This is a genomic window from Cuspidothrix issatschenkoi CHARLIE-1 (genome assembly GCF_002934005.1).
Taxonomy (GTDB): domain Bacteria; phylum Cyanobacteriota; class Cyanobacteriia; order Cyanobacteriales; family Nostocaceae; genus Cuspidothrix; species Cuspidothrix issatschenkoi.
The window spans coordinates 1-18,805 of the sequence record NZ_PGEM01000097.1 but is presented as its reverse complement, the minus strand read 5'-3'; the positions used below and the strand labels follow the sequence as shown (position 1 = coordinate 18,805).

The following is an 18,805-nucleotide window of genomic DNA, read 5'->3' as shown; positions in this document are numbered from 1 at the left end:
TAAACCAACAGAATCTCCCACATTAAGATGGATATTTCAGTGCTTCCAAGGTATTCATCTTTTGATGATACAAGGATTTCAACGAGTTCTGAACTTAACGGAGTCACACTGTCATATCTTGCAATTTTTACCTAATGCTTGTCAAAAATATTATTTTTCAACTTAACTATTCTCTATAGTTTTACGATTTTATCGGTTATCTTTTTTATAACTTATTACACACCTTCAATTAAATATTGTTTTTGAAACAGCTTTTAAACACCCATAAAAGCTTAACTTTTTGCGTTCATAATTTTGTTTGCTATTGATACGTAATTGTTCAAACCATAAGTTTTGATTGACTGTTGATGTAGTTTAATTATGCTACTTTTTGAAGTGCGGAATGTGGGTTATAACTACTAAAATTGAAAGCCTATTTTGCTGTGGAAAAATTGTGGAAAACTATCTAGTTTTTTCCACAAGCTAATAATTAGCCACGATTAGCTATGATAATGAGGAATAAATCAAATACTTGGTTGTGGAAAAAGTCTAAACCTAAGCCTAAGGATTCAGATCAAGTAAAAAGATCCCCGACTTCTTTTATTGATTGTGTCCATAAATGATAAATTGATTATAGAAGTCGGGGATCTGGAAATTAACAAGTGCTATAGCTAAATACTTATACCTAAGCTGTTATTTTTGGGCATGAGTAGCCATTTGGATGCGATCGCTTAATTGATGTAAAGTTTGAACTAAAGCCTGATCACTCCCTTGCAACTGGGTAATTTTTTCACAACTATACATCACCGTAGTATGATCTTTACCGCCAAATTCTTCACCGATTTTTGGTAGACTCAAATTTGTATACTGTCGCATTAAATACATCCCGATTTGTCTAGCCCAACTAATTTCTCGACGACGGGAATTACTTTTTAAATCCTCAATGGCAATCTTAAAAGTATCCGCAACTATATTTAAAATAATTTCTGGAGTCGTTTCTATTTTCTGGCTAGGAGTACCTAAAATTGGGGCGAGATTTTCCACAGTCATCGGTAAACCCCAAATAGAAATATAAGCTAAAGCCCGAATTAATGCCCCTTCCAACTCCCGAATATTTGAGGTACAATTAGAAGCAATATATTCAACCACTTCCCCAGGTAAACGAATATTTTCATACTCAGCTTTTTTTTGTAAAATTGCCATCCTCGTTTCCAGATCAGGGGTTTGAATATCTGCAATTAAGCCCATAGAAAATCGTGAACATAACCGTTCTTGTAAACTAGGAATTTTATTAGGAGGACGATCCGAAGCAATAACAACTTGCTTACCAGATTCATGTAAAGTATTAAAAGTATGAAAAAATTCTTCTTGGGTATATTCCTTACCCTCCAAAAATTGGATATCATCAACTAAGAGCAGATCCGCAGCCCGGTAATGTTCTCGGAAACTTTGCATACTATCCTCACGAATAGCACTAATTAAATCATTTGTAAACTGCTCCGTAGACACATAAAATATCTTAGAACCAGGACATATTTCCCAGTGATAATTACCAATAGCTTGCATTAAGTGAGTTTTTCCCAAACCCACACCACCACATAAAAATAAAGGATTAAATTCCCTTCCAGGATATTCTGCCACAGCTAACGCAGCAGCATGAGCCATACGATTATTAGCACCAACAACAAACCGAGAAAATACATATTTAGGATTTAGGTCTGAAGTCTTTTGTGTATTTATAGCTTGATTTGTCAAAATATGATTAATAGATAGTAATTCTTGCCCCAATGGTGCTTTATCAAAATGAGAAACTTTCTTTTCTTGATGATCTTCAACTACAGTAATATAAATTTCTACTGGATAACCAACAATATCTTGCACTACATTAGCAATAGTATGAATGTAATATTTCTGAAGCCAATTGCGGGCAAAAGGATTAGGGGCATATATTACCAAACAGTTATTTTCTAAATGATGTGCATAAGCCGTCTTAATCCAAGTTTCAAATGTAGGAGGAGCTAATTCTAACCGTAAACGCTCTAATACATGATTCCACAAATCATCTAGGGAAATTTCCATTTACATCACCTTGTTCCGTAATTCCTAATTTCTAATTCGTAATTACTTAATGTCACTTATAATCATTCTGATCAAAACCAGGTAGCCAATATCCTAACACCGAGTAACTAATACTGAGCAAAAATCATGATAAAGATTAATCATCATCGAGCTACTAAAAATATTCATATTACGTTTTTACGCCAAAACCTGGGAAATAAAACCAAAAAATGGATTGCAGTCTGTGGTGCAACAGTTTTGATGCTGGGAGGTTGTACAAGTCTGAAACAAAATACCTCAGCAGAGCAAAGTAATAATCCCCAAGCAGAAACAACTTCTACAGCTATCACAGCAGCACCCCCCCCAATTCTATCTACCACTGGAGATCCCAATTTTGTTGTGAAAGTAGTCCAAAAGGTAGGAGATGCCGTTGTGCGTATTGATTCCACGCGAACCATCACCACTCAAGTTCCTGACGAATTTGCCGATCCCTTTTTTCGCGGATTTTTTGGGAATAGAATGCCCATACAACCCAGAGAAAGGGTAGAAAGAGGTAGCGGTTCAGGATTTATTATTAATTCATCTGGGCAAATTTTAACTAATTCTCATGTTGTAGATGGTGCGGATGCGGTGACAGTTACCCTCAAAGATGGACGGACTTTTAAGGGTAAAGTATTAGGTGAAGACGCTGTAACAGATGTGGCAGTAATTCAAATTGATGCCAACAATTTACCCGCCCTAGCATTAGGCCAATCTGATACTTTACAACCAGGAGAAGCTGTAATTGCTATTGGTAATCCTTTAGGTTTAAATAATACTGTCACCTCTGGAATTATCAGTGCCACAGATCGTTCTAGTAGTGATATTGGCGCTAGTGATAAGCGTGTTGATTATCTGCAAACAGACGCAGCAATTAATCCTGGAAACTCCGGTGGACCATTATTAAATATCCGTGGTGAAGTCATTGGCATGAATACAGCCATTATTCAAGGCGCTCAAGGTTTAGGTTTTGCCATTCCTATTAATACTGTCCAGAAAATCGCCCAAGAATTAATTGCCAAAGGTAGAGTAGATCATCCCTATTTGGGAATACAAATGGTAACACTAACACCCGAAGTTAAGGATAGAATCATTGCCAGATTTGGCGATAAAATAAATTTATCCGCAGATCAAGGAGTGTTATTAGTGAGAATTGTTCCTAATTCCCCCGCTGCTATAGCTGGACTCCGCCCAGGAGATGTGATCAAAAGTATTAATAATCAACCAGTATTAAAAGTTGATGAAGTACAAAGATTAGTAGAAAACAGTAAAATTGGTATTGCTCTCCAAATGCAAGTGGAGCGTGATGGCAAAAATTTACAAATTTTGGTTAAACCAGCACCTTTACCAGTAAATAGAGAAAATTAATTAGGACTTACGCACGAAGCAATCAAAAACCTGATTCTTTCGTAGGGGTAATTCATGAATTACCCCTACTTTTGTATGTTTTGCGTAAGTCCTGTTAATATTGGTAATTGGTAATTGGTAATTGATAAAATTCCTATTCCCTATTCCCTATTCCCCATTCCCTGTTTCCCATTCCCTATTCCCTGTTCCCTGTTCCCTGTTCCCTTCTAAGAAAATGAATGAATTAGCACCAATCATTAAATTAGGTAATCCGATTTTACGGCAAAAAGCTGTAGGGGTTGAGAATATCCAAGATGAAAAAATTCAAAACCTCATTGATGAATTAATTGCCTCAGTTGCTCAAGCTAATGGCGTAGGAATTGCTGCCCCCCAAATAGCGGCATCTTACCGTTTATTTATCGTTGCTTCCCGTCCTAATGCCAGATATCCCTATGCCCCAGAAATGCCACCAACCGCAATGATAAATCCCCAAATTGTTGCCCATTCTTCAGAAATGGTGAAAGGTTGGGAAGGTTGTTTAAGTGTGCCAGGAATTAGGGGTTTAGTTCCTAGATATCAAACAATTGAAGTTGAATACACAGACCGCAATGGCAATTTACAAAAACAAGAATTAACTGATTTTATCGCCCGCATATTTCAACATGAATATGATCATTTAGAAGGATTAGTATTTTTAGATCGGGTAGAAAACAATCAGGATTTAATCAGTGAGGAAGAATATCAAAAATCCCTAATCCTAAGCACTATAAACAGGGCTTGACTAAATTAAAAAGACTATCTCGGATTTACTCCAGGAAGGTTAATGGATCAAATAACAAGCATAAAGCTAAGATTCAACTAGCTAGACATCATGCAAAAATAGCAAACTTGAGAAAAGATACTCTTCATAAAATCACTACTTACTTATGCAAAAACCACGCGAAGATAGTAGTAGAAGATTTAAATGTTTCTGGGATGCTATCAAACCAGAAGTTAGCTCAAGCAATACTTCGACTGCGCTCAGTACAAGTAGCTGATTGTGGTTTTCATGAATTTAAACGTCAGCTAGAATATAAAGCTAAGAAATTTGGTTGTGAAATCATAATTGCTGATAGATTTTATCCATCAAGTAAAACTTGCTCAAATTGTGGACACAAAAAAGAAAGTCTTTCATTGTGAAAACTGTAGTTTTAAGATAGATAGGGATCTAAACGCCGCAATTAATTTATCGCGCATGGCTAAGGCGTGAAAGTCTACTGAGGGATAACCGCTCCCATGCTCCCCTTAAGTCCATTGCAATAGCAGCATTTTCGGGCGTGTCCGTCCTCTGCTTCAAGCGCAATCTGTGGCTGGTTGTGGGTGCGCTAGTTGCACATGGCACTTTTGACACAGATGCTACTCAAACACCATTACCTAGCTATATTGCCAACTAAAACCATGAAAATTGGTGAACTGTCCTCCAAAAGCCAAGTACCGATTAAGACGATTCGTTATTACGAGGAAATTGGTCTATTGCCAGTGCCAGAGCGAACGGAAGGCCACTTTCGATTGTTTCCGTCCGAGACTGTCGAGCGTCTATTATTCATCAAACGCTTACAAATGCTGGGATTAAGCTTACAAGAGGTAAAAGATTGTCTGGCGGTGTTTGATCGCGGAGAATTACCCTGTACAGAGCTAAGAGTCAAACTAGAGCGACATATAGAGGCAACGGATCTACAAATTCAAGAAATGACTGTATTACGTCAACAACTCTATGACACTTTACAAAACTGGGATGAAAATCCCCAGCCCCAAGAAAACATCATTTGCCCAAATTTACATATTTAGTTTCTGCTGAATTGTTCATTTTACCCCTTGACTCTCCACTCAGGTGGAGATTGTAAGCTGTCATTAACATCAATATTTCAACTCTAGGAATTATTTTATGACTACTCAATCAATCGGCTGTACCTGTTCTCCATGTAACTGTTCTCCATGCACCTGTTCTTCATGCACTTGTTCTCCATGTACCTGCACAGTTTGCCAGTGCGGTACAACAAATCAAAATGAATGCGGCTGTAATAGCAAAAACACAACTAAGTAAGTGGACGTGAGATAACCAAAATGTGTGAAGAAAAGTAAAATCTCTGAAAACTTCTTCACTCTTGCCTTTTGCCTCTTGCCTCTTGCCTTGCTATAACGACAATTTTTAAAGCCCACCTACTTACTAATGCTTAGTTTTTAAGTTGTCCAGAGGTAGTGTGAACTGTAAAGGTGCTGCCTCTGTGTAACTGGCTTTTGACTGATACTACGCCACCATAGTTGTATGAGGAAGCGATAGCGTACCCCTGCAGGGAAGCAAGCTACGCGGAGCGTCCCGGAGGGAACTAGCCTAAAGGTTTCAGTATTATCTTGCAGGTTTTTACCCCTATATCGGCTCAATACCTATTTCCTACTTCATAAAACTTAACATTGTTTTAAGTCTGGGCGATGGTCACGGGAATATCCTTGTGTAATCATAATTGGAGTCCATATTTTTACCGCCAGAATTACGTATTTATATTTCACCCCTTCTGCTGCTTATGATACTTGTATATATGCTACAAATTGAAGTGCGGAATGTGGGATCTAAAAAACTGTCTATGTTATCCGGATCTCCATGCACTGCCCAAGAGGCAATAAACCCAACAAACCCTTGTAAATATTGGGTTTCGTTCCTCAACCCAACCTACGTGATTTCGTTTTTTGAGGTTAACCGAAAAGTATTGAGAGGCAAGAGGTAAGAGTAAATATCTTTTTTATTCACTAATCTAAAATTTATTTTTAACAGTCAACAGTCAACAGTCAACTGTCAACTGTCACCATCCCAATTTTTCCAACACAGGTTTTGTAGACACAATATGTCTTTCTAAACCTAATTCTTTAGGACTTACACCTAAAGCTAAAGCAATTAATTGGGGTAAATGTAAAACTGGTAAACCTAACTTTTGGCCGATGACTTTTTCTACTTCTGGTTGACGAGAATCCAAATTCAAATGACACAGAGGACACGGTGTAACAATACAATCAGCACCCTTAGCTAAAGCTTCTTGAATATGATTTCCGGCCATTTGAAAAGATTCTGTTGTTGCGTAGCTGGATAAAGGCCAACCACAGCATTGAGTCCTGCCACGATAATATACAGGTGTTGCCCCTACTGCCCGAAAGACATTTTCCATGGCTTCCGGTGCAAAAGGATCATCATAGGGCATAGATTTTTGAGCGCGAAGCAGATAACAGCCATAAAACGCTGCACATTTTAACCCACTTAATTTCTTAGTAACTCGCTGGGTAATTGCTTCTAAACCATAATCTGTAACTAGAGCATAAAGAAGATGTTTAACTTCTGTACTTCCACGATAAGGTGAACAGCCTTCTTTTTCTAATAACCCATTAACTTTGTTCAAGTATTCGGGATTGGTTGACTGACATTCCTTTAATCTTTCATCAACGTGACCAATTACACCCTGACAAGTGCTACAATGGGTAAGCAAAGGGAGATTCAATGATTCAGCTAAAGCGATATTTCTGGCATTGACTGTATCTTCTAAGAGTTGGGAATCTTCTTTAAATGTACCTGAACCACAGCAAGAGGCTTTTTTTAGTTCAATCAGTTCAATACCCAAGGCTTGGGTAAGAGATTGGGTAGATATATATAGTTCGCGACAAGCTCCTTGTGCTACACAACCTGGATAGTAAGCGTACTTGAGTGTTTTAGATAGCATAAAACTATATTTGGTTTAAATTTAGATTTAAAGGATGATAGCTCAATTCTGAATCAATGCTTAATATTCAGTTGATTAGGTTTTCTGATATTGAATCCCCAGTTTTCACAATAGAACGTATACGCAGGTTCACCCTTTCCGATAAGATGTATATGCCCAAAAAAAGATTGTTCATTTAGAGCAAATCATAGCAACTTGTTAAGGACTTTTATATGAGCCAAGAAGATATTTTTGAGAAGGTCAAAGGAATCATCGCTGATCAACTCAGTGTAGACGAGGAAAAAATTACAGCGAACTCGAGTTTTGTTGATGATTTGGGGGCTGATTCCCTGGATACAGTTGAGCTAGTCATGGCTTTCGAAGAAGCATTTGAGATCGAAATTCCTGATGAAGATGCTGAAAAAATTAAGACTGTTCAGGATACAGTAGATTACATTGCAACACAAGCTACTAAATCTGCTTAGATAAGTAATGATTTTGTATCGGCGGGTTTAAAAATAGCCCGGAATTTATGTAGGATCTGGGTAAACCCGCCAGTACATGAGTGTTGAGTGACTAAGCTTATTAGTTTGACTACAAAAAAGCCCCAAAAGTCCATAATTATTGAGCAAACAGTATACTCTTAACTAAGGATACTTGACTCGGAACTCAGCACTCCCAACTGTTCAAGCTGCTGCTTTCTCGCCATATTTAATGTAATCATGACAGACTATAAACGTAAGCGCGTTGTTGTAACAGGTGTGGGCGCGATTACACCTATTGGTAACACACTAGCCGAATATTGGGAAGGATTATTAAGTGGCAGAAATGGTATTGACTATATCACTGCTTTTGATGCTTCTAAACATGATTGTCGCATTGCCGGTGAAGTAAAAAACTTTGATCCAAGTATTTACTTAGACCGCAAAGAAGTCAAGCGGATGGATCGATTTTCCCAATTGGGTGTATCAGCCGCTAAACAAGCTGTTGCCGATTCAGGTTTAGTAATTGATGATCTCAACGCTGAACAAATTGGTGTGATCATCGGTTCTGGAATTGGTGGGATTAAGGTCTTAGAAGATCAACAAACTGTTTATTTGAATCGCGGTCCTGATCGTTGTAGTCCCTTCATGATTCCCATGATGATCGCCAATATGGCAGCGGGATTAACGGCAATTCATACCGGTGCAAAGGGTCCAAATTCTTGCTCTGTAACTGCTTGTGCGGCTGGTTCTAATTCTATTGGTGATGCCTTCCGCCAAATTCAAGGGGGATACGCTAAGGCCATGATTTGCGGTGGTTGTGAAGCAGCAGTTACGCCTTTATCAGTGGCGGGTTTTGCTGCGGCACGGGCATTATCAACTCGCAATGATGATCCAGCCCATGCTTGTCGTCCCTTTGATCGAGATCGGGATGGCTTTGTGATGGGAGAAGGGGCAGGAATCTTAATTCTAGAAGAATTAGAACACGCCCTGAGTCGTGGGGCCAGGATTTATGGGGAAATTGTTGGTTATGGCATGACTTGTGATGCTTATCACATGACTGCTCCTGTACCTGGTGGTTTAGGTGCGGCTAGAGCCATTGAATTGGCTTTAAAAGATGGAGCGATCGCACCAGAAATGGTAAGTTACATTAATGCCCATGGTACGAGTACACCAGCCAATGATGTGAATGAAACTGCCGCGATTAAGAAAGCTTTGGGAGACCATGCCTATAAAGTGGCAATTAGTTCTACTAAATCCATGACAGGTCACCTGTTAGGTGGTTCAGGTGGCATTGAAGCTGTGGCGACTATTTTAGCGATCGCTAATGATCAAATTCCCCCCACCATCAACATCGAAAATCTTGATCCAGAATGTGACCTAGACTATGTTCCCCATACTGCTCGCGCTCAAACAGTTGAGGTAGCCTTATCCAATTCCTTTGGCTTCGGTGGTCATAATGTTACTTTGGCCTTCAAGAAATTCACTCCCTAGTGACTGTCAGGGGAACAGGGGAGGGCAAAAATTTTGTTCTTTCTTCTTCCTCCTGAACTCGGTGACTCGGTGACTCCTGAAATTTTGCTACTGGTTAGCTTTTTAGAAGTGAACCCGTGGCAAGTATGATAGAGATCATTCCTAACTGAACTGTTAGTTCAGGATAACCAAATTATTGGCTTTATTTATCACCAAAAACTCAGAATATCCCGCTTGTCTATGAACAATTGACAATGGGATGATGAGGAAAGTGGGATCACTTTAATCATGAACCCAGAAAGAGAAAGCTAAAAAGACTCCTAAACCGTCGTTAACAATAAGAGATTATGGCTGTTGCAACCCAATCCATCCAAGAACTTTGTATTAATTCGATTCGCTTTTTGGCTGTAGATGCCATAGAAAAGTCCAAGTCAGGACACCCTGGACTACCCATGGGTGCTGCCCCAATGGCTTTTGTACTTTGGGATCGCTTCATGCGTTATAATCCCAAAAATCCCCAGTGGTTCAACCGCGATCGCTTTGTTTTGTCCGCTGGTCATGGCTCAATGTTGCAGTATGCCTTACTGTATTTGACAGGTTACGATAGCGTTACCATAGACGACATCAAGCAATTTCGTCAATGGGGGTCTAAGACCCCAGGCCACCCTGAAAACTTTGTTACCGATGGCGTAGAAGTCACAACTGGCCCTTTAGGACAAGGTATTGCCAATGCTGTGGGTTTAGCGGTAGCCGAAGCCCATCTGGCTGCTAAGTTTAACAAACCCGATGCCACAATTGTTGACCACTACACTTATGTAATTCTTGGTGATGGTTGCAACATGGAAGGAATTTCTGGTGAAGCTGCTTCTATTGCAGGACACTGGGGGTTAGGTAAACTGATTGCTCTTTATGATGATAACCACATTTCTATTGACGGTTCTACCGACGTAGCATTTACCGAGGATGTTTCCAATCGGTTTGAATCCTACGGTTGGCACGTTCTCCACGTTAAAGACGGTAACACCGATTTAGAAGGAATTGCCAAAGCCATTGAAGCAGCAAAAGCTGTCACCGACAAACCCACCATGATTAAGGTGACAACCACCATCGGTTATGGTTCACCTAACAAAGCAAATACCGCAGGTATTCACGGTGCTGCATTGGGTCCTGATGAAACAGCATTGACCCGCACAAATTTGGGTTGGAACTATGCACCATTTGAAATCCCCACCGATGCTCTCAACCATGCCCGCAAGGCTGTTGAACGTGGTGCAGATTACGAATCCGAATGGAACAAAGCATTTGCACAATACAAAGCTAAATATCCCCAAGAAGCGGCGGAATTTGAACGTTTCGTAAGCGGCAAATTACCAGACGGTTGGGATCAAGTATTGCCTACCTATACAACCGAAGATAAAGCACAGCCCACCCGTAAACATTCAGAAATCTGCCTCAACAAATTAGGTGCTGTTTTACCTGAATTAATTGGTGGTTCCGCTGACTTAACCCACTCTAACTTAACTGAACTCAAAGGTGCTGGGGACTTCCAAAAAGGACATTTTGCCAACCGCAACATTCACTTTGGTGTCCGGGAACACGCCATGGGTGCAATCTGTAACGGTATGGCCTTACATCGTTCTGGTTTAATACCCTACGGTGCAACCTTCCTGATTTTCACCGACTATATGCGGGCTGCTATTCGTTTGGCTGCTTTGTCTGAAGCTGGCGCAATTTGGGTCATGACTCACGACTCCATTGGTCAAGGTGAAGATGGCCCTACTCACCAACCCATTGAAACCCTAGCTTCTTTACGGGCTATTCCTGATTTAACAGTAATTCGTCCCGCCGATGGCAACGAAACTTCTGGCGCTTACAAAGTAGCAATTGAGAAGTCTAAGGATAATGCTTCTAGTTTATTGGCGTTCACTCGTCAAAACGTTCCTAACTTAGCAGGTACATCCGTTGCAGGTGTGGCTAAGGGTGGATATGTAGTTGTAGATAGCCAAGGTACACCAGATATTATCTTAATTGGTACTGGTTCAGAATTAAGCCTCTGTGTGAGTGCGGCGGAAAAATTAACTGCTGAAGGTAAGAAGGTTCGCGTTGTTTCTATGCCTTCTACTACCTTGTTTGATCAACAAGATGCAGCTTATAAAGAATCTGTTCTGACTAAATCTGTTACTAAGCGTCTTTCTGTGGAAGCTGCTAGTAGCTTCGGTTGGCACAAATATGTTGGAACTGAAGGCGACACCGTAAGTATTGATACTTTTGGTGCTTCTGCCCCTGGTGGTACTTGTTTAGAGAAGTTTGGCTTTACTGTTGATAATGTTTTAGCTAAAGCTAAGGCTTTGTTAGGTTAATTACCAGAATATATTCTCTAATTTTTCGGGGTGGGCTGCAAAGCTCACCTTTTTTTAGAGAAGAGTCGCTGAGAAGCCCACACTCACCTGAAAGAGAGTGTGTGGAGTACGTCACCAAAAACGGCAGAAAACAAAGCATAGGAGGCACGTGGAGTAATGTCCTGCGCTTTTTGCTACAACAAAAGGGAGCAGTAGTGCTGGTCATGTTTCATTGTTTTTATATTTGCAGTTATTTACATGAACAAATTTTAACAGATTAACGTCCAACAATTTGCCCATTGAGAGCGATCGCTCTCCAATATTCTTAGAAAAGCGATCGCATCTTTATCTCACTTACATACAATCTGCTTTATCTTGACTTTTCAGGATTCCTAAAATTAACTTAATTGCAACAAACCTTGATAACCTGTAACAATGCGATTTCCATCTTTGAGAATATGGACTTCAATTTGATCACTTGCCCAAGTAATTTTATCTGCAAATTCTGGGTTCAAAATATTCACCTTTTGATTACTAGAAGAAACGGGAGAATCAGGAGAATTAATTGCCAGAGATTTCACAAAAGGGCCATCTATCAAAATATCTAATTCTGCTAATAATTCTTTTGCCCCAGGAGGTGCAGAATCTGATTGTAATTGCTGGAGAGTAAAACCAGTAAAAGACATAACATTTAAACCGGCAGCCTTTAACTTTTTAGCTAAAATTATTAATGCGGGTGCTTGCCAAAATGGTTCACCACCGGAAAAAGTTACACCTGTATTATGGGGATTTTTGAGAATACTTTCGGCTAGGGTATCAATTGCAACTAATTCATTAATCTCAAATGCCCAGGAGTCAGGATTAAAGCAACCAGGACACTCACGGTTACAACCTTGTACCCAAACAACTGCACGACAACCGGGTCCATTAACTTCTGATTGGTCAACATAACCCATAATATTAATATAGCCAGGAGGAATATCAGCGAGTCCTAGTGATGGGTTCATGGGTTTGGTTTCCATCTTTTGTAAACTCCTTGTTAATTGTTCCTATTACTTGCTAATATACAGGACTTTTCCGTAACAGTTAGGTGCAATAGGGAATAAATTGGAAAATCAAGATGAATCCTGTTCCAATTGGTCGCGCAAAGTGCTGTAATTATGTAAATCATGATTCTGATAAGAAACTAAAATAATGCGTCCAAAGTTTAATATTTGCGTCTTTTGTGGTTCTAAATCCGGAAATAACCCCATATATCAAACTATTGCCGGTCATCTTGTTAAACAAATGGCAAAAAGAGAAATAGGTTTAGTATATGGTGGTGCTTCTATTGGGTTAATGGGTACAATTGCGACAGAATGTTTAGAAACTGGAGGCTATGTTGTCGGTGTGCTTCCAGAAATTTTAACCCCCTATGAAATTGCTCATTCTGGACTATCTCAACTTATTAATACCAATAGTATGCACGAGCGCAAAGCGATGATGTATCAATTATCAAATGCTTTTATTGCGCTTCCTGGTGGTGTGGGAACACTTGATGAATTGTTTGAAATTGTGACTTGGGCGCACCTTGATATTCACAAAAAACCTATTGTTTTATTGAATATAGCGGAGTTTTTTGATCCTTTATTAACCTACCTTAACCACACTGTTAAAGAGGGATTTGTTTCTGATCAACTTCGTTCTTTAATTAGAGTTTATGATGATGTAGAATTAATGTTAGACGATCTACAAGAAGATTTCTTAACAGTAGATGCTAATACTTTGGCAATTTCTAGTCAGAAATCTACCGATGAATATTCACTACTTGTAGAAGAACTGAAACTTCAACAAGATATTTCTAATGTAAATATTGAGAAAAATTTATATAACAGTATGCAGTTGAATGAGATACAAACGGTTACTGAGCAATAGCCTGCGTGGCGTAGCCATAGTCGAAGTGCCAAAACTTAAAAATCATACAGGATCAGGCTTTACCTCCTGCCCCGGTTGGTGAGCGTATAGCCCTTCGCAAAGCGTGGCGTTAGCCATACCACTGCCTCCTACTATAGGCGCAAATGCAACTAAAACCATCCTTCTTGTTCGAGGGTTTCAATTAGTTGCAAACCGCGGGGATCACCTACTCCTAAAAGTGCAGCTTTGGTATCTGCCCTCACTCCCAGGTCTTTGTCTTCGGCAAAGGCTTGAATTAGTGCGTCTATAGCTGTGGCATAAACGACGTTAGATGGTAGTTCTTTACAAAGTTGGCCAATAGTCCAAGCGGAGTTACTTCTGACTGCGGCGATGGGATCTTGGACAAGGGCTTCGATCAAGGAGGGAATAGCGCCAACTATGGCTTCATATCCTACTTGTGCCATCTGTGCTAAGGCGCTGGCTGCCCAGAGACGAACTGCGGGAATATCGGTTCTGAGGGCATCGGTAAGGGGTGCGAGGGAACGGCGATCGCGGCAATTTCCCAATGCCCAGACGACTCCTTTGCGAACATAACCGTTTAAATCACAGTTTAGTTGATTAATTAATGGTTCTACTGCTTCCAGGGCGGGGTTACGTCCGATGCCATAGGCGGCACTGACTCGCACTAGGGGACAATTATCTGTTAAAAGGTTAATAAGATGGGGTATTGCCCGTTGATCTTGAATATCACAGAAAGCACGCGCTGCTAACATCCTCTGCTGTGGCTGGGGATTTTGTAAAAGTTCCAGCATTAATTCTGGATCAGGTTTTTGTGCTTCTGACTCCTCAGAAAGTGGTTCTATTTGGTCTAGTGGGCTTTCTAGATCCGCGTCGCTATCAAGTAAGCTGAGTTCGTATTCGTCGTATATCATGATTCGCGTGTTATCCGATCAACATATAGCAGAAGGCAGGAGGTATGAGGCAGGAGGCAGGAGGTAAAACACCCTTGCTACTTGGTTTTTGGTTGTTCAGTTTGTACCTCACGGATGTGCAATCTGCTGTATTAACCCCTATATCAATATAGCAGTTGACAGGTTGGTAGTTGCTAATTGGGCATTAGGCATGGGGCATCAATGGAGTGATTTTATCATCCATAGGGATTGTTCTTGATAACCGAGTTGATGATAAAGATTTAATGCGGGTGTGTTGGAGAGAAATACTTGCAGTCCGATCTGGTTATACCCTCTTTGTTTAGCCCAATTTTCCAGGTATTGCATTAAGGCTTTGCCAATACCTTGACGACGATATTCTGGGATGACATGGAGGAGAAAAATATGGGGATGGCGATCGCCACTCACTTGATCTATAGCATTTCCCACCCATAAACAGGCTATGGGTCTATGTTGGGGAATTTCTTCTGGATATACCCACCATACAGGAGTATCACGATAAAAGTATTGTTCAACTGTCCGCGCTAGGTGGGAAAAGTCTTGTTGGGGAAATTGTTCTTGGTAACTTTGTTGGATAAACTTGACCAAGAGCGCTTTATCTAAGGTAGAACCTTGATGGATGGAATACCCTGGAAGTAAATTCAAAATTAGTTAATTGTTAGTGGTAACACAATTTTAGATTTTCGATTATTTTTTAATCTAAAATCTAAAATTTTTGCTCAAAAGCAATAGGCAACAGTCAAAATTTACACTTGTTCATGCCTAGTACAGCACGGCGTAAATAAAACAACCATTCTCAACCACTAAAAAGCTTACGCCATATTATTTTTGACTTTTGACTTTTGACTTCCGCCTTGCGGTACTAGATCCCCGACTTCTTTTCTTGATTGTGCCTATAAATGATAAATTCTTCAAAGAAGTCGGGGATCTTTTTGCCTTCTGCCTCTTGCTATAACTTCAATTAGGAATTACGAATAACAATACCAATGGGTGCAGGTGCAGCCATATCCGAGGGTAAAAATATCCGAGCGCTAACTGCTACTAAAGCCACAGTAAATATCAAGACGGCAATTAATGGCGCAATGTATTGACGCAATATAGACATATTGTTGATTGTAAATAAATAGCAACACTATTGATTTTAGCGAAATCTAAAAATTGAGGCCAACTTAGACATTGAGGATCACAAAGAAGCAAAAAGCTAATTTTTTACTCAGATTGTTGATCTTCTGCTAATTCATCCAAAACTTTTTCACAATACCAATTTTCTGGCATTCCGGGATAGTTTTGTTTGGCTTGTTCAATTAGTCTTTCCGCAGCAGCCACATCTCCAGATAATCTAGCAATGAGGCGATTTTTCAGGTAGTTACCTGTTACCTCTTCGTCTTCTGGGTTGGGAATGCTGGGATTGAGTGCTGGCACGGGTTCGCGCCGTAGTTGCCAAAATAAGACGTAATAAAGTGTACCAAAAATGATGATCAGGCTTAGTGTTCCTAGAAAGGTGAGGAAGTTAAAAGCCAGATTTTGGAGAACTAATTGTGAAATTACATAGCCCAGTAATAGACCTGTAACTATCAGAACAATTGTACCGACAAGAATAACTACTTGGGTTCCCATATATCTTCTTCTTCTAGTCCTGGTCTGCTTGTTGCCAATGCTTTGGGATTCCAAGGGGCAACCATAGGTAATAGTAGCAAACCGAGTCAAACAGCTACAATAGGGACTAAGAAAAATATCTGTGCATCTGTGGTTGTTACCCAACTGGTAGTTTTGGTTAATCTGATGTCCTCAATGGATTTACGCACAGGTTAAATTGACTTTACTTTGTTTGTTGCTAGTTCGATTAAATCTTCAATTCTCTTCATATTTGGATCGCCGGCAAGATAACCAATACCCCGATGTAGATGGAGGCGAAATTGGGTAATGAGGGTTTCTCTATCTGTTTCTAAACCGTCGTTGTGACAGCGTTGTTTGAGTGCTAATAGCAATATATCGGCCACTTCTCCCCCAAATACGCGCCATGTCATTTCGACGTTGCTATCTTGGGGGATGGGTACAGGTGTGGGTATGGCGGGTTCAGCGAGGGAACGACAAAACGCCCATCGGCATAGTATATTCCATTGTTCTATTTTGGTGTTACGTTTGAGTTTGAGTAGTTGATCTTTGGCTGTTTGAGAAAGTCTAATACGTTCTATTGGTGATTCCATGATTTTGGTAATTGGTAATTGGTAATTGGTAATTGGTGGTTAGACCGATTACCAAAAATAACCAGGGTTTATTGTGGTTTCTCTTTTCCCGGAGTTATATTGGAGGAGATATTCTCGCGCTATGGCTTCATTTTCTCTCAATAGTTCGACTTCTTTTTTACTAATTTCGGTATCAGTGGAAAGGAGAATTACTTGATGACTTGCTGAGGGAAAATATCTTTCTACTAGGTTATTTCTGTGTGATGAGTCGAGTCTTCCCAAGGGGGTATCTATAGCAACGGGGAGGCGTTTTCCTGATACTTTCGCTAAACCCCATAAAAAAGCGATCGCTAATAATTGTTTTTCTCCTGCTGATAACCGATGTTTAGGTACTGGTTTACCGTTTAAATCATATAATGATAAGCCGAAGCTTTTAGCGTCAATAGCTATTCGATGTACTAAATCTGATTTGTGTAATAAATACAAAAAACAATTTTTGACTTCTTCTTCTAATTTATTTAACTTTCTTAAAGTCAATCTTTCTCTAAATATCTTTAATGTATTCTGTACTTTAGTTGCAGCATTAATTAAATGTTCTGTGCTTTGATATTTCAAGTTATCGCTGGTGTAACTATTTAACTCTTTTTTAGTTTTATTAATTGCTATTTCTAATTCTCCCAAAGTGCGAGTTAGTAACTCAAAATTGGTATTCACTTTATTTAATTCAGCTTGTGCTTTTTCCCGTGCTTTTTGTAATTTTATATATTCTTCCGGTGCTGCTGCGGTTTGAATTTGTCTGTCTATTGTGATAATTTCTTCTTCATAATTTTGCAATTCTAATAACTGTTTACGTGCCAGGTTTTGGGCATTGGGCAAACGATAGATTAAATTGTCCAGCAAACTTAAACTTTCTTCATCAGCATTTAACCAATTTATTTCTGTAGATGAATTAGCGGCATATAAATTATCTATATCCTGAGACAGAAAATTTTGAATATTCTTAATTTTATCTAATTCTAGATTTAACTGATTTAGCAAATTAATTAAACGCTTATCTCTCTCAATTAATACATCCTTTGCTAATTGAATTTGTTGAATTTTAAACTCTTTTTCACCTTGGATTTGGATTTGGGATAATAAGTTAGGAATTAAAGCCAAAGGTAAAACATCTTCAGCTAATTCACATAAAGATTTACGGACGTTTTCTGCATTTTTAACTTGATTTTCTTTTTGTGTGTCTAATTGACTACGTTCAGCAGCAATTTTTCCACCTTCAGCCATATACTTATCTAAAGCCTCGTCAGATTGAGTTTTTAATAGTTTTTTCTCAGCTTCTAAAGTGATTAATTCAGCTTGTTTAATTTCCTGTTTTTGTAGTTGTTCACTAAGACGGTTTTCAAGTTCTTCTAATTTAGCTAAATCTTCATTATCAGCATTTTCCTTTTTTTTGCGATTGACTAATATTTCTAAATCAACTGCTAATTTATCAGCTAATTCTAAACCTAAAAGTCCATTAATTGCATCAACAACTACGGGAGGAGGAGTTTCTTGTTCTGCAAGTTCTTTAACTTGTTCACCATCAAATAAAAATAAATTAGAAATACCTATAGGTAAAATATTCTCTATATATTCATCCCAAATATTAGCTAAAGATTGCGGCCAGGTTTCATCATCTCCTAAAATTCCTAATGAGTCTTTACCATCTTTGGGATTTTTTTCCCAAGTTCTCACGACACGATATTTAACAGGTTTATCATCTTCTATATGTTCAAAAACTAATTCTATTCGGGTTTTATCTATGGGGTTAGCTTGACTATTGACGCATTGATTTAAAAAATCACTATAACTAAGATTTCCTCTGGTGGAACATTGGGCGCGTTGTCCATATAATGCGAGACGAATAGCATCCATTAGGGTGGTTTTTCCTCCTCCATTCATACCTCCTAAAAGGATGATGGGGCGGATGTTATCTTCATCAATTCTAGGGTTAAGGTTGATGATTTGTTTACCAGCGTAGGGACCGAAGTTTTGCAGGACTAGTTCTAGGAAGATCATGGTTATTTATTGTTATTAATATAGTTCCCTAGCTCTGCGGAGGAAGGCTGTACATGAGGCGCTATCTCGGTTATCATTTTATAAGTTTAGCCTCATTTTAGGCATTCCTAGTCAAAGTCTAGGAACGAGAAAAAATCTTTTGTCTCTACTTTACCACAGGGTGTAAATAGTTCTGTGAGATATTGTTTAGCAAATTGATCATGGATAAAACGAGTCATTAGATTTTGGATTTTATATTTTTAGATTTATAGCAGATTTAAGTAGGACTTACGCAACTGGCAC

17 protein-coding genes and 1 pseudogene are annotated in these 18,805 nt (G+C 39.2%); 9 read left to right on the top strand and 9 right to left on the bottom strand.

Going from position 1 to position 18,805, the window contains the following annotated elements; all coding sequences use genetic code 11:
- Positions 1-672: 672 nt before the first annotated feature.
- Complete coding sequence (gene dnaA / locus CUN59_RS13800) at positions 673-2,058, bottom strand: chromosomal replication initiator protein DnaA (protein ID WP_104388383.1); 1,386 nt, start codon at positions 2,056-2,058, stop codon at positions 673-675.
- Between the two features lie 126 nt (positions 2,059-2,184).
- On the opposite strand from dnaA, the gene CUN59_RS13795 reads away from it, so the two are divergent.
- From CUN59_RS13795 to CUN59_RS13780, 4 genes and pseudogenes are all read left to right on the top strand, one after another.
- On the top strand, positions 2,185-3,444 hold the full coding sequence (locus tag CUN59_RS13795; protein WP_104388382.1) for an HhoA/HhoB/HtrA family serine endopeptidase: 1,260 nt from the start codon (positions 2,185-2,187) through the stop codon (positions 3,442-3,444).
- Positions 3,445-3,658: 214 nt separating this feature from the next.
- Positions 3,659-4,204, top strand: coding sequence for a peptide deformylase (gene def, locus CUN59_RS13790; RefSeq protein ID WP_104388381.1), 546 nt, complete (start codon positions 3,659-3,661; stop codon positions 4,202-4,204).
- A pseudogene (locus tag CUN59_RS13785) lies at positions 4,174-4,672 on the top strand (RNA-guided endonuclease InsQ/TnpB family protein); the annotation flags it as partial. The gene def and the pseudogene CUN59_RS13785, both read left to right, overlap by 31 nt.
- 125 nt (positions 4,673-4,797) lie before the next feature.
- Positions 4,798-5,250, top strand: a complete 453-nt coding sequence (locus CUN59_RS13780; RefSeq protein ID WP_243406939.1) for a heavy metal-responsive transcriptional regulator — start codon at positions 4,798-4,800, stop codon at positions 5,248-5,250.
- A 1,010-nt stretch (positions 5,251-6,260) separates the two neighbouring features.
- Here the strand turns inward: CUN59_RS13780 and CUN59_RS13775 are convergent.
- Positions 6,261-7,166 (bottom strand): CoB--CoM heterodisulfide reductase iron-sulfur subunit B family protein, encoded by a 906-nt coding sequence (locus CUN59_RS13775; RefSeq protein ID WP_104388380.1) that lies wholly within the window; start codon positions 7,164-7,166, stop codon positions 6,261-6,263.
- Between the two features lie 212 nt (positions 7,167-7,378).
- Between CUN59_RS13775 and acpP the strand changes: the two genes are divergently transcribed.
- The 3 genes from acpP to tkt all read left to right on the top strand — a co-directional run bounded on the left by acpP (position 7,379) and on the right by tkt (position 11,460).
- Positions 7,379-7,630 (top strand): acyl carrier protein, encoded by a 252-nt coding sequence (gene acpP / locus CUN59_RS13770; RefSeq protein ID WP_104388379.1) that lies wholly within the window; start codon positions 7,379-7,381, stop codon positions 7,628-7,630.
- A 237-nt stretch (positions 7,631-7,867) separates the two neighbouring features.
- On the top strand, positions 7,868-9,121 hold the full coding sequence (gene fabF / locus CUN59_RS13765) for a beta-ketoacyl-ACP synthase II (RefSeq protein ID WP_104388378.1): 1,254 nt from the start codon (positions 7,868-7,870) through the stop codon (positions 9,119-9,121).
- A gap of 326 nt (positions 9,122-9,447) precedes the next feature.
- A complete protein-coding gene (gene tkt / locus CUN59_RS13760) occupies positions 9,448-11,460 on the top strand; it encodes a transketolase (protein ID WP_104388377.1) in 2,013 nt (670 codons plus the stop codon).
- 377 nt (positions 11,461-11,837) lie between these two features.
- Here tkt and CUN59_RS13755 read toward each other — a convergent pair whose 3' ends face one another.
- On the bottom strand, positions 11,838-12,461 hold the full coding sequence (locus tag CUN59_RS13755; RefSeq protein ID WP_104388376.1) for a 4Fe-4S single cluster domain-containing protein: 624 nt from the start codon (positions 12,459-12,461) through the stop codon (positions 11,838-11,840).
- A 172-nt stretch (positions 12,462-12,633) separates the two neighbouring features.
- Between CUN59_RS13755 and CUN59_RS13750 the strand changes: the two genes are divergently transcribed.
- A complete protein-coding gene (locus tag CUN59_RS13750) occupies positions 12,634-13,353 on the top strand; it encodes an LOG family protein (protein ID WP_243406938.1) in 720 nt (239 codons plus the stop codon).
- A gap of 149 nt (positions 13,354-13,502) precedes the next feature.
- On the opposite strand, the gene CUN59_RS13745 is transcribed toward CUN59_RS13750, so the two are convergent.
- The 4 genes from CUN59_RS13745 to CUN59_RS13735 all read right to left on the bottom strand — a co-directional run bounded on the left by CUN59_RS13745 (position 13,503) and on the right by CUN59_RS13735 (position 15,899).
- A complete protein-coding gene (locus CUN59_RS13745) occupies positions 13,503-14,261 on the bottom strand; it encodes a HEAT repeat domain-containing protein (protein WP_104388384.1) in 759 nt (252 codons plus the stop codon).
- Positions 14,262-14,462: 201 nt separating this feature from the next.
- Positions 14,463-14,927 carry a GNAT family N-acetyltransferase gene (locus CUN59_RS13740; RefSeq protein WP_104388374.1) on the bottom strand — a complete coding sequence of 155 codons (465 nt, stop codon included), beginning with the start codon at positions 14,925-14,927 and terminating at the stop codon, positions 14,463-14,465.
- Between the two features lie 316 nt (positions 14,928-15,243).
- Complete coding sequence (locus CUN59_RS21465; protein ID WP_165790203.1) at positions 15,244-15,387, bottom strand: DUF8624 family small hydrophobic protein; 144 nt, start codon at positions 15,385-15,387, stop codon at positions 15,244-15,246.
- Between the two features lie 104 nt (positions 15,388-15,491).
- The gene (locus tag CUN59_RS13735) at positions 15,492-15,899 is read right to left on the bottom strand and encodes an ABC transporter permease (RefSeq protein WP_104388373.1); all 408 of its coding nucleotides are present in this window, start codon (positions 15,897-15,899) and stop codon (positions 15,492-15,494) included.
- Here CUN59_RS13735 and CUN59_RS22675 point away from each other — a divergent pair.
- Positions 15,888-16,094, top strand: a complete 207-nt coding sequence (locus CUN59_RS22675; RefSeq protein ID WP_165790202.1) for a hypothetical protein — start codon at positions 15,888-15,890, stop codon at positions 16,092-16,094. The genes CUN59_RS13735 and CUN59_RS22675 overlap by 12 nt on opposite strands.
- Here the strand turns inward: CUN59_RS22675 and dndE are convergent.
- Positions 16,091-16,489, bottom strand: coding sequence for a DNA sulfur modification protein DndE (dndE, locus tag CUN59_RS13725; protein WP_104388372.1), 399 nt, complete (start codon positions 16,487-16,489; stop codon positions 16,091-16,093). The genes CUN59_RS22675 and dndE overlap by 4 nt on opposite strands.
- A 48-nt stretch (positions 16,490-16,537) precedes the next feature.
- Positions 16,538-18,523 carry a DNA sulfur modification protein DndD gene (gene dndD, locus CUN59_RS13720; RefSeq protein WP_104388371.1) on the bottom strand — a complete coding sequence of 662 codons (1,986 nt, stop codon included), beginning with the start codon at positions 18,521-18,523 and terminating at the stop codon, positions 16,538-16,540.
- Positions 18,524-18,805: the final 282 nt, after the last annotated feature.

Excerpts from the sequence above, each read along its gene's own strand:
- dnaA (WP_104388383.1), bottom strand. The coding sequence starts at position 2,058 with ATGGAAATTTCCCTAGATGATTTGTGGAATCATGTATTAGAGCGTTTA.
- CUN59_RS13795 (WP_104388382.1), top strand. The coding sequence starts at position 2,185 with ATGATAAAGATTAATCATCATCGAGCTACTAAAAATATTCATATTACG.
- def (WP_104388381.1), top strand. The coding sequence starts at position 3,659 with ATGAATGAATTAGCACCAATCATTAAATTAGGTAATCCGATTTTACGG.
- CUN59_RS13780 (WP_243406939.1), top strand. The coding sequence starts at position 4,798 with ATGGCACTTTTGACACAGATGCTACTCAAACACCATTACCTAGCTATA.
- CUN59_RS13775 (WP_104388380.1), bottom strand. The coding sequence starts at position 7,166 with ATGCTATCTAAAACACTCAAGTACGCTTACTATCCAGGTTGTGTAGCA.
- acpP (WP_104388379.1), top strand. The coding sequence starts at position 7,379 with ATGAGCCAAGAAGATATTTTTGAGAAGGTCAAAGGAATCATCGCTGAT.
- fabF (WP_104388378.1), top strand. The coding sequence starts at position 7,868 with ATGACAGACTATAAACGTAAGCGCGTTGTTGTAACAGGTGTGGGCGCG.
- tkt (WP_104388377.1), top strand. The coding sequence starts at position 9,448 with ATGGCTGTTGCAACCCAATCCATCCAAGAACTTTGTATTAATTCGATT.
- CUN59_RS13755 (WP_104388376.1), bottom strand. The coding sequence starts at position 12,461 with ATGGAAACCAAACCCATGAACCCATCACTAGGACTCGCTGATATTCCT.
- CUN59_RS13750 (WP_243406938.1), top strand. The coding sequence starts at position 12,634 with ATGCGTCCAAAGTTTAATATTTGCGTCTTTTGTGGTTCTAAATCCGGA.
- CUN59_RS21465 (WP_165790203.1), bottom strand. The coding sequence starts at position 15,387 with ATGTCTATATTGCGTCAATACATTGCGCCATTAATTGCCGTCTTGATA.
- CUN59_RS13735 (WP_104388373.1), bottom strand. The coding sequence starts at position 15,899 with ATGGGAACCCAAGTAGTTATTCTTGTCGGTACAATTGTTCTGATAGTT.
- dndE (WP_104388372.1), bottom strand. The coding sequence starts at position 16,489 with ATGGAATCACCAATAGAACGTATTAGACTTTCTCAAACAGCCAAAGAT.
- dndD (WP_104388371.1), bottom strand. The coding sequence starts at position 18,523 with ATGATCTTCCTAGAACTAGTCCTGCAAAACTTCGGTCCCTACGCTGGT.